The 14,690-nt window shown below is 64.5% G+C and carries 14 protein-coding genes; 7 read left to right on the top strand and 7 right to left on the bottom strand.

The window, feature by feature from the left end:
• Positions 1-1,293 precede the first annotated feature (1,293 nt).
• A complete protein-coding gene (rpsT, locus tag AC0WRY_RS34205) occupies positions 1,294-1,560 on the bottom strand; it encodes a 30S ribosomal protein S20 (protein WP_194405099.1) in 267 nt (88 codons plus the stop codon).
• Between the two features lie 379 nt (positions 1,561-1,939).
• On the opposite strand from rpsT, the gene AC0WRY_RS34200 reads away from it, so the two are divergent.
• From AC0WRY_RS34200 to AC0WRY_RS34190, 3 genes are all read left to right on the top strand, one after another.
• A complete protein-coding gene (locus AC0WRY_RS34200; RefSeq protein ID WP_028139549.1) occupies positions 1,940-2,257 on the top strand; it encodes a hypothetical protein in 318 nt (105 codons plus the stop codon).
• A gap of 177 nt (positions 2,258-2,434) precedes the next feature.
• Complete coding sequence (gene msrA, locus AC0WRY_RS34195; protein WP_194405098.1) at positions 2,435-3,091, top strand: peptide-methionine (S)-S-oxide reductase MsrA; 657 nt, start codon at positions 2,435-2,437, stop codon at positions 3,089-3,091.
• Between the two features lie 160 nt (positions 3,092-3,251).
• A complete protein-coding gene (locus AC0WRY_RS34190; protein WP_491122512.1) occupies positions 3,252-4,001 on the top strand; it encodes a polysaccharide biosynthesis/export family protein in 750 nt (249 codons plus the stop codon).
• 76 nt (positions 4,002-4,077) lie between these two features.
• On the opposite strand, the gene AC0WRY_RS34185 is transcribed toward AC0WRY_RS34190, so the two are convergent.
• From AC0WRY_RS34185 to AC0WRY_RS34170, 4 genes are all read right to left on the bottom strand, one after another.
• Entirely contained in the window at positions 4,078-4,560 is a 483-nt protein-coding gene (locus AC0WRY_RS34185; RefSeq protein ID WP_491122511.1) for a hypothetical protein, read from the bottom strand.
• Between the two features lie 138 nt (positions 4,561-4,698).
• Positions 4,699-5,370: a dienelactone hydrolase family protein gene (locus tag AC0WRY_RS34180; protein WP_491122510.1), complete on the bottom strand. Its 672-nt coding sequence runs from the start codon at positions 5,368-5,370 to the stop codon at positions 4,699-4,701.
• 170 nt (positions 5,371-5,540) lie between these two features.
• Positions 5,541-5,882 (bottom strand): hypothetical protein, encoded by a 342-nt coding sequence (locus AC0WRY_RS34175; protein WP_194405094.1) that lies wholly within the window; start codon positions 5,880-5,882, stop codon positions 5,541-5,543.
• A gap of 23 nt (positions 5,883-5,905) precedes the next feature.
• Entirely contained in the window at positions 5,906-6,670 is a 765-nt protein-coding gene (locus AC0WRY_RS34170) for an alpha/beta fold hydrolase (protein ID WP_491122509.1), read from the bottom strand.
• A 320-nt stretch (positions 6,671-6,990) separates the two neighbouring features.
• Here AC0WRY_RS34170 and AC0WRY_RS34165 point away from each other — a divergent pair, with 320 nt between their 5' ends.
• From AC0WRY_RS34165 to AC0WRY_RS34155, 3 genes are all read left to right on the top strand, one after another.
• Entirely contained in the window at positions 6,991-7,482 is a 492-nt protein-coding gene (locus AC0WRY_RS34165) for a (2Fe-2S)-binding protein (protein ID WP_063199072.1), read from the top strand.
• Entirely contained in the window at positions 7,479-9,773 is a 2,295-nt protein-coding gene (locus AC0WRY_RS34160) for a xanthine dehydrogenase family protein molybdopterin-binding subunit (RefSeq protein ID WP_194405092.1), read from the top strand. The genes AC0WRY_RS34165 and AC0WRY_RS34160 overlap by 4 nt, the downstream gene beginning before the upstream one ends.
• Positions 9,774-10,181: 408 nt before the next feature.
• Positions 10,182-11,276, top strand: coding sequence for an HD-GYP domain-containing protein (locus AC0WRY_RS34155; protein ID WP_194405091.1), 1,095 nt, complete (start codon positions 10,182-10,184; stop codon positions 11,274-11,276).
• 114 nt (positions 11,277-11,390) lie between these two features.
• Here the strand turns inward: AC0WRY_RS34155 and AC0WRY_RS34150 are convergent, their stop codons facing one another.
• Positions 11,391-12,971, bottom strand: coding sequence for an AMP-binding protein (locus AC0WRY_RS34150; RefSeq protein WP_491122508.1), 1,581 nt, complete (start codon positions 12,969-12,971; stop codon positions 11,391-11,393).
• A 208-nt stretch (positions 12,972-13,179) separates the two neighbouring features.
• On the bottom strand, positions 13,180-13,590 hold the full coding sequence (locus tag AC0WRY_RS34145; RefSeq protein ID WP_194405089.1) for a VOC family protein: 411 nt from the start codon (positions 13,588-13,590) through the stop codon (positions 13,180-13,182).
• Between the two features lie 124 nt (positions 13,591-13,714).
• Here AC0WRY_RS34145 and AC0WRY_RS34140 point away from each other — a divergent pair, with 124 nt between their 5' ends.
• On the top strand, positions 13,715-14,689 hold the full coding sequence (locus tag AC0WRY_RS34140; protein ID WP_194405088.1) for a Bug family tripartite tricarboxylate transporter substrate binding protein: 975 nt from the start codon (positions 13,715-13,717) through the stop codon (positions 14,687-14,689).
• The last annotated feature ends 1 nt before the right edge of the window (position 14,690 follow it).

Raw genomic sequence — 14,690 nt, 5'->3', positions numbered from 1 at the left:
CGTCAGAAAACTTTTCTTGAGAGATAAGGTTGCGTGGTGAGCGCCATGCAGAGTTCCTGCCGCCAGGGTTTCTGTCATGGTGCGACCTCAGAGCGAGTCCATCGCCAGGCATGGCTCCGCCGCTCGGCGAGAAACGCCGCGTCCGGTCAGCGATGTCAGAGATGGAGGGTTCGCGAGGTCAGCGCGTACTCGACGCTCCGTCACACGCGGGAGGCTGGAGGTCGGACTGATCTAAACCGGCATCGTTCGAGTAAGAGACGTGATTCAATACCGCGTTGAGTCCGTAAGACATGATACCTCCCCGTCCTGCCGTGATTGCTCACGACAAGGTCCTGCGTGTCCAAAAGACAGCCGCGGCTTACGATGTCGCGGATGCCTGCCCGTGTACTAGTCGTCCGCTCGACTTCGCCCAACTTGCGTGTCGGGGTAGCGTTGCGACGTCTCTCATGTGTGCTTTCCGCACGAGGCGGGAAGATCCCGCTTGGAGACATTCAGACAAACAGCTACCATTCCCACATTGCTATGGGTTGTGAACCGACATCGCTTTTTGAAGCGTCGCCTACGTGCACACCGCCGCCGATTTGCACGCTCGCCCCGTTTCCTAAACCGCGCTGGTCTGAAGATCGTGGGCGCCGCTGACGACCTAAGGAATACACTAAGCGGAAAGACTCGCAACGAATTGATTCACACTTGAGCCACCAAAAAAACTTGACGTCGGTTAACGTCGCACGCGAGTTGTGCACAGGCTTCGGACCAAGTTTTTGGATTCGTGCACAGAATCGAAAATGCCGCGCCTCATGTGACAATTCTCCGCCACCGCCAACTTTTTTTTAAAAATTTGTCATGCACGCGACGCGCGAGGCGAGTTTTCCAAATGCTTGCGCTCGCTATGTCGATAAGTGATTAGCGAGACATCGTTTTTTGAGTCTCGTTTCACAGGGTAACTCCAGTGCGGGATATGTACCGGTGAATCTACGGTGTGTAGAACTTTCGTCTCTATGGGATTCAATTCGAGGCCGCAGCACAAGGGTTTTTGCAACGCGGTGAAGTTTCCGCTGTTGCAAGACCGCCGCTGCAAGACATCGGCAAGTAGAACTACGGAACGAAGAATAGCGCAGGCGGTGCGAACCTTCGGACCGACGATCGATCGTGCGTGTGCTTTCCGTGAATACGACAGCCAACAAAAAAGCCCGGCGCGATGCCGGGCTGTTTGACGTGTGCGATGTTCGATCGGTCGACCGATCGAGCGGCCGTGACGCGGCAAGCTTACTTCCGCGAGCTCGCCCGGCGAGCTTACTTGGAGAGCTTGGCGATCTGCGCGGTGAGGCGCGAGACTTTGCGGCTGGCGTTGTTCTTGTGAATGATGTTGCGCTGGGCGGCGCGCATCAAGGCGGGCTCGGCATTCGCCAGCGCCTTGACGGCGGCGGCGCGGTCGCCGGTCGCGATGGCTTCCTCGACGGTGCGCACGGCGCCGCGCATCTGGGTGCGGCGCGACTTGTTGACGGCGGTGCGGCGGGCGATCTTGCGCGTCGCTTTCTTGGCGGAAGTGGTATTGGCCATGGTCTCAATATCCTTTGCGGGTACCGGTCGCGTCTTGGTCGGGTAGCGCCGGCTTGCTTGACCGCGTAATCGACGCTCGGATTTAGGGTGTTCGGTTGCTGGGCCGTCCCGGGAACATGAGGCCTCCACGGGCTCTAAGCTCGCGTGGCCTGCAACTGCTCAAAGAACAGCGGCGGCAGGATTGCGCCCGCCGCCAGTTGGCGCCCTTATAGAGAGGGTCTGCGGCACCGTCAACGCTTTCCGGGCTGGAAAAGCGGCCTTGGGGGGCTCCAGGGGGCGCCGTAACGCCCTGAAGAGGTTGAATTTCTGCCGTCACCCGGCTATGGGCTGGCGGCGTTTTGTTTGGGTCCTCCGATCGGACGACCATATAAGGTGAGGCATGATCCGCGGTTTTTTCCGACTGATTGGGCTGTTGCTGCTCGCCGGCGGGTTCATCTTCATGGTCTATGACGGCGCCCGCTGGGTGGCCGACCAGACCCTCAAATTCACCCGGTTCGGCCAGTTCTGGAACGACATCAATCAGGCCAGCCAATCGGCCTTCCGCACCTGGGTCGAGGCCAAGGCGCCATGGCTCTGGACCTCGGTGATCCGCCTGCTGCTGGATCAGCCGGTCTTTGCCGTCCTCGGCATTCTCGGCATCCTGCTGATGATCCTGTTCCGGCCGCGCAAGCCGCTGATCGGCTATTCCCGGGATTGATCTTCAATTCCCCCGGGATTGACCTTCAATTCCCGCGGGGGTCGAGCGCTGCGCAGCGCGCGGCGTAACACCGCTGCTTCCGCTCACGTAGCTCCCTATATTCCCACCTGATCGCGAGCACGCCCCGCCTCGAGCATCTGCTGAGGCGGCGGACGGCTCGTTCTGCGGAGACCCATCATGCTGTTCATGCGCAAGACCACCGCATTGCCGAGCGCAGCCGAGGCGCTGCCCGGCCGTGCCCAGGCCATTCCGACCGCGACCACCCATTTCGTCAACGGTAGCAGGCTCAAGCCGCCTTATCCCGCCGGCTTCGAAACGGCCGTGTTCGGCCTCGGCTGCTTCTGGGGCGCCGAGCGCAAATTCTGGCAGCTCGGCGACGGCATCTACACCACCGCTGTCGGCTATGCCGGCGGCCATACGCCGAATCCGACCTATGAAGAGACCTGCTCGGGCCGCACCGGCCACACCGAAGTGGTGCTGGTCGTGTTCGATCCGAACAGGATCTCCTACGAGACGCTCCTGAAGACGTTCTGGGAGAGCCACAACCCGACGCAGGGCATGCGTCAGGGCAACGACGTCGGCACGCAGTACCGAAGCGCGATCTACACCACGTCGGATGCGCAGAAGGCGGCGGCCGACGCCTCGAAGGCGCTCTATCAGAAGGCGCTCGCTGCAAAGCGCCTCGGTGCCATCACCACCGAGATCGCGCCATCGGGCGAGTTCTATTTCGCCGAGGACTACCATCAGCAATATCTGGCGAAGAACCCCGCCGGCTATTGCGGCCTGGGGGGCACCGGCGTGTCTTGCCCGATCGGCGTGGGCGTGAGCGCGTAGTCTCACCAGAACTTCCGTCATGGCCGGGCTTGTTGATTAGCCCGGGCATGACGGCGTGTGCGGCTGCTATCGCGTCGCCACCGTCATCATCACCCGCAAACGCTTTATTAACCATAACCGGTGCATCACTTGAGCTGTCTCGTTTCGAGGGATGGGTCCGGTGCCAGTTGCACGCGCGTTTCGATCGTCGATCACGGCAGTGGCCTTGGCAGCGTCCGCCGCGCTGAACCTTGGCGGCTGCATGCAGACCGCCGGCCCTGTCGCTGTGATGCAGCCGCGCGCCGATCTCGACTCGATGGCCTATGGCCAGCCCTATGGCGCTCCTCCGCCGGTCGTCGTTGCCAATAACGGCGGCGGCGCCATCGCGGCTCTCAGCAATTCCTTTGCCGCTTCGCCCGCCCCCATGACGGTCGGCTACGCCGCGCCGATGGCGGCGCCGGTGCGCTATGACGCCTCCTACCATCTCGACGCCGGCGACAAGCTTCGCGTCGTGGTCTACGGCCAGGAAGGTCTCACCAACAGCTACGCCATCGATGCCGGCGGCTCCATCACTATGCCGCTGATCGGCGCGGTGCCGGCCCGCGGCCGCACCACCGCAGGCCTTGCCGGCGAGATCGCCGCGCGCCTGCGCAACGGCTACATCCGCGAGCCCTCGGTCGCGGTGGAGATCGAGGCCTATCGCCCGTTCTTCATTCTCGGCGAAGTCACCGCGCCCGGCCAATATCCTTACGTGCCGAACATGACGGTCGAAAGCGCGGTCGCGATCGCCGGCGGTTTCTCGCCGCGCGCCAAGCGCGACGTGGTCACCGTCACGCACACCGAGAATGGCGGCTCCATGCGCGCCGTGGTGCCGCTCGGCACGCCCCTGAACCCCGGCGACACTGTGTTCGTCGGCGAGCGCTGGTTCTAAGACTCTCTTCTCTCGTCAGTCCGGGCCTGCGCCTGTCGGCGCATCGCGGAATGACGGCGGGGATGTCGCCAGATTTCTACCTCCGAAAATCCAGCCGCCCCTCCGGAAAACATCCGTCGATCCTGTTCGTGTCGACCACGACGCCGACCCATGGCCGCGTGATCGCCGGCGTGGTCAGGTTGATATATTTCCCGACGAGCCGATCCGCGCCCTCGCGCGCGGCCTCGATCAGCCCGTGCCGGCGGCCATGATCCCAGTCGAAGCGCAGATAGATCCGGCCGGCGGCGATGCGGATCTCCGCGCGCCCCTGTTTCCACCTGTCCGGCCTATCGCCGGCAATGGTCGGATCGGCGCCACCGTTCCAGCGGCTGGCCCAGATGCCTTCGAGCGGATCGGGTGGCGCTGCGATCGCAGCCCACGCCGCCGCATTGCCGTCCGCCGCATCACCGGGCAGCGTGGCCGTCGCGGCATAGTCCATCACCTCGGAATCATCGGGCGAGGGGACGTCCATGGTTCCGAAGGGATTGCGGAGGACGAGGTGCGTGATGGCCTGATGCATGGCGAGTTCCCGGGGAGAGTTGGCGTTGATCCGCCAGTTCTATCGCCGGATGCCGCGATGCAGCCACCCGATTTCTGCTCTCGCCTCCCGTCATTCCGGGGCGCGCGTAGCGCGAGCCCGGAATGACGGTGGGGAGACCTATTTCAAATGCGTCGCGAAAAATGCCATGCTGCGCGGCCAGGCGATGTCGGCGCTGGCCTTGTCGTAGCTCGCGCGCTCGTCGCAATGGAAGCCGTGCTGCGCGCCCGGATAGACGAAGACTTCCGCGTCCGGCCGCTTCGACTTGATGGTCTCGACGTCGGTCAAGGGGATGCCGGCATCCTTCTCGCCGAAATGCAATTGCGTCGGCGCCTTCGGCTTTTCATCCGCAAAGCGCACGACAGCACCTCCGTAATAGCCGATCGCAGCCCTCAGGCCGGTCAATCGCGTCGCCGCGACGAAGGCGATGCTGCCGCCCAGGCAGAAGCCAATGATGCCGACCGGCCCGACGCCCTTCACTGCATCGATCGCCGCCTGGGTGTCGCGCAGCATCGCGGCCCAGTCCGGATTGGCGACGAACTTGCGCGCCTCGGCGATCTCATCGGGCGAATAGCCCGACTGGAAGTTCGGTGCGGTGCGGTCGAAGATCGACGGCGCGATCGCGACATAGCCTTCCCCGGCGAGGCGGTCGCAGACCGAGCGGATATGGTGATTGACCCCAAAGATCTCCTGGATCACCACCACCGCGCCCTTCGGCGCGCCCGGGGGATCAGCGCGATAAGCGCCGAGCTGGAAATTGTCGGAGGCCGTCAGCTTGATGTCTTGTCCCACGCGGGTTGTCCTTCTTTCTTGCCACGAATTTCTTGCCACGAATTCAAATCTCACTCCTCATCCTGAGGAGCGCGTCAGCGCGTCTCGATGGATGAAAGGCCGGGATGCAGCAGCGTGGCCTTCATGGTTCGAGACGCGGCTCCGCCGCTCCTCACCATGAGAGGATATATTTATTCCCACATCCAGTTCTCGCCGTAATCTTCCTTCCATCCCGCCAGCCGGCCGTGGCGGAATTGCAGGAACAGGCGATGACGGGAGGGGATCAGGCCGCTGCCGCCGATGTTGCGCAGGGCGAGATAGATCTCGTTGCCTGGGCGCCCGCGCACATATTGCAGCGGCTGCCCCAGCGCGCGGGCGGTCTGTTCCGCATCCATGCCGAACGCGAGCGGAATGTTGTTCGACAAGGTCGCGACGAACGGCGCGCGCGACGGCACCGCGCCGAACGGCTCGGCCTGTGCCGCCGACGGCAGCAGTGCCGCTATTGCGCCCGCCGCGAAGATCGCTCGCATCATGGTCGACGTCCCAATTGCCCGGCCTATCCCGGCAAGTTCTTCAGGAAAGGCTCGACGGCGTCAACAAAAGCCTGGGGCTGATCGATGTTGACGGCGTGGCCGGCGGCGGGGATCACGACCTTTTGTGCGCCGGGGATTTTTGCGGCCATGTAGTCGGACGCGGCGAGGAACGGCGTGTCGTCGGCGCCGACCACGATCAGCGAGGGCACCTTGATGTCGGGCAGCAGCTCGATCACGCGGGCATCGTGCTGGGTCAGCATGCCGCGTGCGGCGAGTGCCAGGCCCCTGGCGTTGCGATGACTGGCGGCGGCGCGCTCACGCGTTGCCGATTTCAGCACGTCGAGGCCTTCGCGGTCGAGCCTGTCGGCGGTGGCGAGCGCCCGCGCATTCCAGGCCTCGCGTGCGTCGTCCTTCTTGAAGCCGGGGCCGGTGTCGATGATCAGCAGCGCGCGGGCGGCTTGCGGATAGGCGCGATAGAACGCGAGCGACATGTAGCCGCCGAGCGACAATCCGCCGATGATGGCGCGCTCCGCGCCGACGGCATCGAGGATCGCCGCCATGTCGCCGACCGTGAGCGCTTCGCTGTACGCCTTGGGATCATCGGGATAGTCGGACTGGCCGTGGCCGCGCATGTCCCACAGGATCAGCTTGTGCTCCCTGGCGAGCGCATCGATCTGGCCATGCCACATCGCCGACGTCGATGAATAGCCATGGGTGAGCAGCAGCGGCGGCCCGTCGCCGTGGACCTCATAGTAGATCTTGACGCCATCCCGATTGATCCCAGGCATTTCGTCCACCCTTGTTGTTTGTTGCTCTTGTTTCAACACGCATCCTAGCCTGCCGGGTTACTCGGAGGAAACCGCCGGAGTCGCCGTGGCATGCATGCCTGACGCAGGCCGCTGTTGTGTCCACTAGCTGCGTCGGCGTCATTGGCGCGGCGCACAACGAGCGGGTGCGGAGCCGGTTTTTTCTATTCGTTCCAAATTGCAATTGCCACGGCAACCGAACGCGATCATTCTCGCGGCCAAGGCTGGCGCCAGCCCGGTGGGCGTCCGCCATTCAAGTTGCCGCCGTAAGCGGCTTCATGCACCGGCAGGGGAAGACGCCTATGCCAACTCTCACCATCAACGGGCGGAGTCTGTCCGTGGATGCGGCGAACGACACGCCGCTCCTCTGGGCGATCCGCGAGCAATTGCAGATGACCGGCACCAAGTTTGGCTGCGGCGCCGGGCTGTGCGGGGCCTGCACCGTGCACGTCAACGGCGAAGCCGTGCGCTCATGCCAGACCATGGTCGGTGACGTCGCCGGCAAGAAGATCACCACCATCGAAGGCCTCTCCGCCAAGGGCGATCATCCCTTGCAGAAGGCATGGATCGCCGAGCAGGTGCCGCAATGCGGCTACTGCCAGTCCGGGCAGATCATGCAGGCGGCCTCGCTGCTGTCGAAGAATCCCAATCCGACCAAGGAAGAAGTGGTCGCTCACATGGACGGCAATCTCTGCCGTTGCATGACCTATTCGCGGATCCAGAAGGCGATCATGCGCGCCGCATCCGAGATGCGCACCGCGTCCGCCACCTCCAACGAGCGGAGGCCCACATGAACGAGCATGTGAAGAACGTGTTGCCCGAGACGACCGATCTCAGCCGCCGCTCCTTCCTGGTCGGCACCGCCGCGACCGGCCTCGTGCTCGGCTATGCCGGCGTGCCCGGCATCGATGCTGCGGCCGCCGCGGCACCCGCCAATTTCGAGCCGAGCGTCTGGTACGCGATCTCGCCGGATGGTCTCGTCACCGTGACCTGCGGCAAGGCCGACATGGGCCAGCACATCGCCTCGACGATGGCGCAGATTGTCTGCGAGGAGCTTGGCGCGAAGTGGAGCGACATGCGCGTGCAGCTCGCCTCCAACGATCCCAAGTTCAACGATCCGGTCTTGGGCGCACAGATCACCGGCGGCAGCTGGTCGACCATGATGAATTTCGAAGCGATGAGCCGGGCCGGCGCCGCCGGCAGGATCGCACTCACGGAGGCCGCAGCCGCGGCCATGGGCCTGCCGCCCTACTTCAAGGACCAGCTCGTGGTCCGCGACTCCGTGATCTCGCATCCGAAGTCGAAGAAGCAGATGACCTTCGCCGAGATCGTCAAGAGCGGCAAAGCGACGAAGGCCTTCACACCGGACGAGCTGAAGGCGATCAAGCTGAAGACGCCGGATCAATACACCATGATCGGCGTCTCGGTGCCGCAGCTCGACATCCCCTCCAAGACCAACGGCACGGCCAAATACGGCATCGACGTGATGCTGCCGGGCATGGCCTACGGCAAGGTGGTGACCCCGCCGGTGCGCTTCGGCGCCACGGTGAAATCGGTCGACGACAGTGAAGCCAAGAAGGTGCCCGGCTTCATGAAGGCCGTCATCCTCGACGACAAGACCGGAACGACGTCCGGCTGGGTCGTCGCCGTGGCCAACACCTATGCCAACGCGCGCAAGGCTGCGGACGCGCTGAAGATCGCCTATGACGGCGGTCCGAACGCAAAACTGTCGAGCCAGTCGCTGCTGGATGAAGCCAAGCGGCTTCAGGGTCTGGATGATTCCGGCCAGTTCTTCGTCAAGGACGGCGATCCCGTTGCTGCCTTCGGCTCGGCGGCGAAAGTGGTCGAGGCCGAATACACCACCAGCATCAACATCCATGCGCCGCTGGAGCCGATGAACGCCACCGCGGAGTTCAAGGGCGACATCCTGCACATCTATTCCGGCAACCAGTTCGCGACGCGCTCCGGCGCGATCGCTGCGGGTGCAGCCGGGATCGATCCCAAGTTCGTGGTGATGCACCAGCATTGGCTGGGCGGCGGCTTTGGCCGCAGGCTCGATGCCGACATGATGATTCCGGCCGTGCAGGCGGCGAAGGCAGTCGGCAAGCCGGTCAAGGTGATCTACTCGCGCGAGAACGACATGACGATGGATTTCTCGCGCCCGCTCACCTACCAGAAAGTGAAAGCCGGCGTCGACGGCGACGGCAAGCTCGTCGCGCTCAGCCACGACGTGGTCTCGGCCTGGCCGACCGCGCGCTGGGGAATCCCTGATTTCCTGACGCCCTCGGTCGACAAGAAGGGCCCGCTCGACAGCTTCACGGTCAACGGCGCGGACTTCTTCTACACCGTGCCCAACCATTATGTGCGCGCGATCAAGAACGAGCTCGCGCACAATGCGACGCCATCCGGCCAGCTCCGCTCGGTGGCGCCGGGCTGGACCTTCTGGGCGGTCGAAAGCATGATCGACGAGATCGCGGCGGCCACGGGCAAGGATCCCGCGCAGTTCCGCATCTCGCTGCTCGACGGCGCCGGCAAGAACGACGGCGGCGCGCAGCGCTTGCGCAACACGCTGCTCGCCGCGATGGGATTGTCGGGCTACGGCACCAGGCCATTGCCGAAAGGCGAGGGCATGGGCGTGGCCTGCGTGTCGTCGCAGGAGCGCGCGACCGCGAGCTGGACGGCATGCGTCGCCCATGTCGCGGTGGCGCCGTCAGGTGCGGTGACCGTGAAGAAGCTCACGGTCGCAACTGACGTCGGCACGCAGGTGCATCCCGACAACATCCGTGCCCAGGTCGAGGGCGCGGCGTTGTGGGGCCTGTCGCTGGCGATGTACGAGAAGGCGACGCTGAAGGACGGTGGCATCGAGCAGACCAATTTCGATACCTACACGCCCTTGCGCATGAGCCAGATGCCCGAGGTCGCGGTCGCCGTGATCGCCAATGGCGAGAAGGCCACCGGCGTCGGCGAGCCCGCGGTGACGGTGGTCGCGCCCGCCATCGGCAACGCCATCTTCAACGCGAGCGGCGCCCGCGTGCGCGCGCTGCCGATCACGGCGGAGGCCGTGAAGGCGAGCATGAAGGCGTAAGGCGAGCTGCGATTGCCGAATGAGATGATCCGCCGGAGGGCAACCTCCGGCGGATTTGTTTTACGAGGCTACATCCCCATTCTCGGTGTCATGCCCCGCGCAGGGCGGGGCATCCCGTACGCCGCGGCGCCTCGGTTCCAGCCGCGCCGTCTCGGCGTACGGGGTCGCCCGGTCTAGCCGGGCGACGACATGGGGGTGGGGCGAACGCGTCAAAAATTCCCTGTATTTTCAATGCCCGCTCTACTGTGCATGGGGTTGTTTTCGCACTTTTGCGGGGAGCCCCCGGGAACCCAATCTCTAAAATTGCGTGCAATTCTGGAATGTTCCCTTGAGCACGCCTCTTAAGGGCCGGAGAACCTGATCCGGCTTAGGCTGATGCGGAATCCAGTCCCATGCTTTGGGGAAGCCATGAACGCGCCAGCCAAATCCGCCGCCAAACGCCGGCTTCTGCTCGCCTCCGACCGGAGCGACGAGAGCTCCGAGCTCGCCAGCATCCTGAAGGCGGTCGGCGACGTTTCGACGGTGACGACGCAGGAGATCCCCGACAAGCCCGCGCGCGATCTCTCCGGCCTGGTGGTCGACATCAATCTGCGCTCGCCCGAGAGCGTGCAGCGGGTGCGCAACAAGCTGCGCGGCGATGCCTATCGTTCGATGCCGCGGTTGTTCGTGCTGGCCGATGCGCTGCATCACGGCACCATGCAGGCCTGGGCGCTGGGCGCCACCGACACCATTTCGCGGCCGCTCCAGGCCGACGCCATCCTGCAGCGCATCCGCGCCGCCTTCCCGGACACCGCCGTCTATGACGCGACCGATCGCGGCAAGACGCTCAACCGCGGCGTCGAGGCGGCGCATGCGTTGCTGGCGAAGATGTTCGAGAAGCTGCCGCTCGGCGTGCCCCTGACCTTCGACGACGTCATCGCCGCCGAAAGCAAGATCCTGAAAGCGATCAAGCATTCCTCGCTGCGCGAATGGCTCACCACGGTGGGTTGCCACCATGTCGGCAGCTATCGGCACTGCCTGTTCGTCACCGGCTTCGCCGTCGCCTTCGCGCAGCATCTCGGCATGCGCGAGGACGACCAGCGCCGCCTGACCCGCGCCGCGCTGCTGCACGACGTCGGCAAGGCCTTCGTTCCCTCCGCGCTGCTCGACAAGCCCGGCAAGCTCACCGACGAGGAGATGGCCGAAGTCCGCCAGCATCCGCGCCGCGGCTATGACGCGCTGGCCGCCCAGGGCGGCTTCCCGCCGGAGATGCTCGATGTGATCCTGCATCACCACGAATTTCTCGACGGCTCCGGCTATCCGAACGGCCTGTCGTCGAACCAGATCAGCGACATCGTGCGCCTCACGACGATCGTCGACATCTATGCCGCGCTGGTCGAGAAACGGGCCTACCGCATGCCGTTCACGCATTCCCGTGCGTTCGGCATGATGGAAGGCATGGGCGGCAAGCTGGATCAGCAACTCCTGCAGGCGTTCCGCCCGGTGGCGCTGGGGTCGTTCTGATGATCCAATCCGTGATTCCGGGGCGCGCGTAGCGCGAACCCGGAATCTCGAGGTTCTCAGTTGCGCCAGTGCGCACCGGAGTTCGGTGCTGCGCACCGCCCTGGAGCGACGCTGCTACCCCACCATCTTCCGCAGCTCCGCCTTCGCCACCTTCTCCAGTGTCGAGCGCGGCATGTCGTCGACGAACCGGATCTCGCGCGGCAGCTTGAAGTCGGCGAGGCCCTTGCGGCAGGCTTCCATCACGCGCTCCTGCAGATCGGGCGCAGCGCCGGCGACGCCGCCCTGCGGGATGATGAAGACGACAGGCACCTCGTCCAGCATCGGATGCGACTTCGCCACCACGGCGTTCTCGCGCACGCCTGCGACCAGCGCGATCACCTGCTCGATCTCGGAGGCCGCGACGTTCTCGCCGCCGACCTTCAGCATGTCCTTGGCGCGGTCGCCGAACTTGATGAAGCCGTTCTGCAGTCGCTCGACGCGGTCGCCGGTGAGGAAGAAGCCGTGCTCGTCGAAGCTTTCGCGTGTCGCTTTCTCGTTGTGCAGATATTCGGCGAACAGCGACAGGCCGGGAATGCCCCTGATCGAAAGATTGCCGGTGCCGCCGATTTCGGTGGCCCGCCCGTCGTCGTCGGTGATGCGGATTTCATATTCCGGCGCAGCGCGGCCGATCGACATCGGGATGTTGGGCTGGTCGACTTCGCCGACGATGCCGTGGGTGATGGTCTCGGTCATGCCCCACCAGCCGATCATCTTGATGCCGAACGCGGCAAAGGCCGGCGGCTCGTTGATGGCGGTGCCCCACAGGCGGAATTTGTGGTTTTTCGGGATCTCCTGCTCGAGCAGCGCCTTCATGCAGAACGGTATCGTCGAGGTCCAGGTCGCGCCGTGCTCGCGCGCGACGCCCCAGAACCGGCTCGCCGAGAAACGCGGCTGGATCACGCAGGTCGCCCCGACCCACAGCGTCGCCAGCATGGAATAGGCGAGCGCGTTGGTGTGGAATAGCGGCAGGTAAGCCTGATGCACGTCGCTCGCATGCAGATCCTCATGCGCGGCGTTGATCTTGGCGCCCCACAGCGCGTTGGCATGGGTCCACAGCACCGCCTTGGGCCGCGACGTCGTGCCCGAGGTGTATTGCACGCTGCATGGCGCGAGCGGATCGGCCGCGCGTTTCGGACGGTCGGCGCTGTCGGCGAACAGGGATTCAAAACTGTCGCCGCGCGAGACCGCCTGCGCAGGTGCCGCGCCCGCATCGTGCGAGGTCACCGCGAGCCAGCGGAGGTTGCCGCAATTCCGCGCGACGATGTCCGCATAGGCGGGCTGCGTGATCGCGGCGACCGCACCGCAATGATCGGCGAAATAGGCGATCTCGGCCGGCGCCGAGCGGGTGTTGGTGGTGACCGCGATGGCGCCGAGCTCGACACAGGCAAACCAGGCCAGCATCGCCTCGATGCAATTGTCGAGGTGAATGAGCACATATTCGCCCGGCTTCACGCCGCGCCGTGTCAGTCCCGCCGCGAGCGCACCGACCCGCTCGTGAAACTCGCCATAGCTCCAGCGCCGCGCCGGCGCAACGAACGGCGCCCAGATCAGGAACGGATGATCACGCCGGACCTCGGCGCGCATCTTGAGCAACCAGGGCACGTCGAGCCCGTCGAACGGGCCGACGATTCCGGCTGTGGCTTGTTGAAGTGGCATGGCTCCTCCCCGTGCAGCCTGCATCTTGATGGCGGCCGTCTTTCGATGATTGCGTCTTCCTGCCATCGGATGGGGCGGGGCGCAAATCGGAAGGGGGGAGGGGCATGGTGCATCGTGCGTCGTGAGGTGCGTACTCTCTCCTCCGTCATGGCCGGGACAAGCCCGGGCATGACGACGGAGTGTGCGGCCGGCAGCGCGCTTCTGCGCGCTAATCCCCGTACGACGAAATCTCGATCAGGCTGCCATCCGGGTCCCGGCAATAGACCGAGCGCAGTGTGCCGCGTGCGCCCTGCTTGGGAACCGGGCCTTCCTCGATTGCGACGCCGTGGGCCTGCAAATGCGCCACCACCTCGTCGGGGACGGCGGAGGTGAGGAAGCAGAGGTCCTCGCTGCCGGCCGTCTGGTGGTCGGCGGTGAACCATTCCACCTTGTCGGCATCGCGCGGCCGGACGTTGATCTTCTGGTTACCAAAGTGAAGCGAAGTCCGCGGCGCTTTGCCGCCGCCGGGATCGAACACCTTGACTTCCATGCCGAGAATCCTGCGGTACCACTCCGTGGTGGCCGCGACATCGGCGACGTTGATCACGAGATGATCGAGAGCTTCGACCTTGACCGGCATGCCTTATCCTTTCGTCGTGATGCGCCCCGTGCACTTTCCGCCTGCGGCAAGCTTTGTTACAACCCCACCGACGCCGGGTTCAAGCTATCTGGCTTCAAGAACAACACTTGGGAGAACCCTTGAGATGATCACTCGCCGTACCGCGCTGGGCCTGCTCGCCGCCAGTCCGCTTGCAGCCACCCCGCTGTCGAAGGCCTTTGCCGCCGATTATCCGGCCCGGCCCGTGAAATGGGTGGTCGGCTATCCGCCGGGCGGCGCCACCGACATCCTGGCGCGGCTGATCGGCCAGCGGCTCTCGGAAAAGCTCGGCCAGCAATTCGTGATCGAGAACAAGCCGGGCGCCGGCAACAACATCGCCACCGAATCGGTCATCAATGCCGAACCAGACGGCTACACGCTGCAGCTGGTCAATCCGGCCAACTACATCAACACCTCGCTCTACAAGAATCTGAAGTTCAACTTCGTGACCGACATGGCGCCGGTCGCCTCGTTCCAGCGCGTGCCGAACGTGATGACCGTCAACAAGGACGTGCCGGCGAAGAACGTCGCCGAGTTCATCGAATATGTGAAGGCCAATCCCGGCAAGGTGAACATGGCCTCGTCCGGCAACGGCACCTCGGTGCATCTGTCCGGCGAGATGTTCATGGCCATGACCGGCTGCAAGATGCAACACGTGCCCTATCGCGGCGCGGCGCCCGCGATCACCGACATGCTCGGCGGCCAGGTGCAGGTGATCTTCGACAACATGCCCTCGATCATCCAGCACATCCGCTCCGGCTCGCTTCGTGCGATCGGCGTCACCACCACGGAGCGCTCGGCGCAATTGCCCGACGTGCAACCGATCGCCGACACCGTGAAGGGCTATGAGGCCAGCGCGCTGTTCGGCATGGGTGCGCCGAAGAACACTCCGAAGGAGATCATCGCCAAGCTCAACGCCGAGGTCAACGCGCTGATCAAGGAGCCCGACATGGCCAAGCGTCTGGTCGAACTCGGCGGCGAGCCGCGGGCGCAGACGCCCGAGGCGTTCGGCGAGGAGATCAAGGCCGAGACCGAAAAGTGGAAGAAGGTTGTCGAGTTCGCCGGCCTGAAGGTCGAGTAGG

The sequence above is a fragment of the Bradyrhizobium sp. T-12 genome (assembly GCF_058314695.1).
This window is presented reverse-complemented; position numbering and strand designations above follow the sequence as displayed.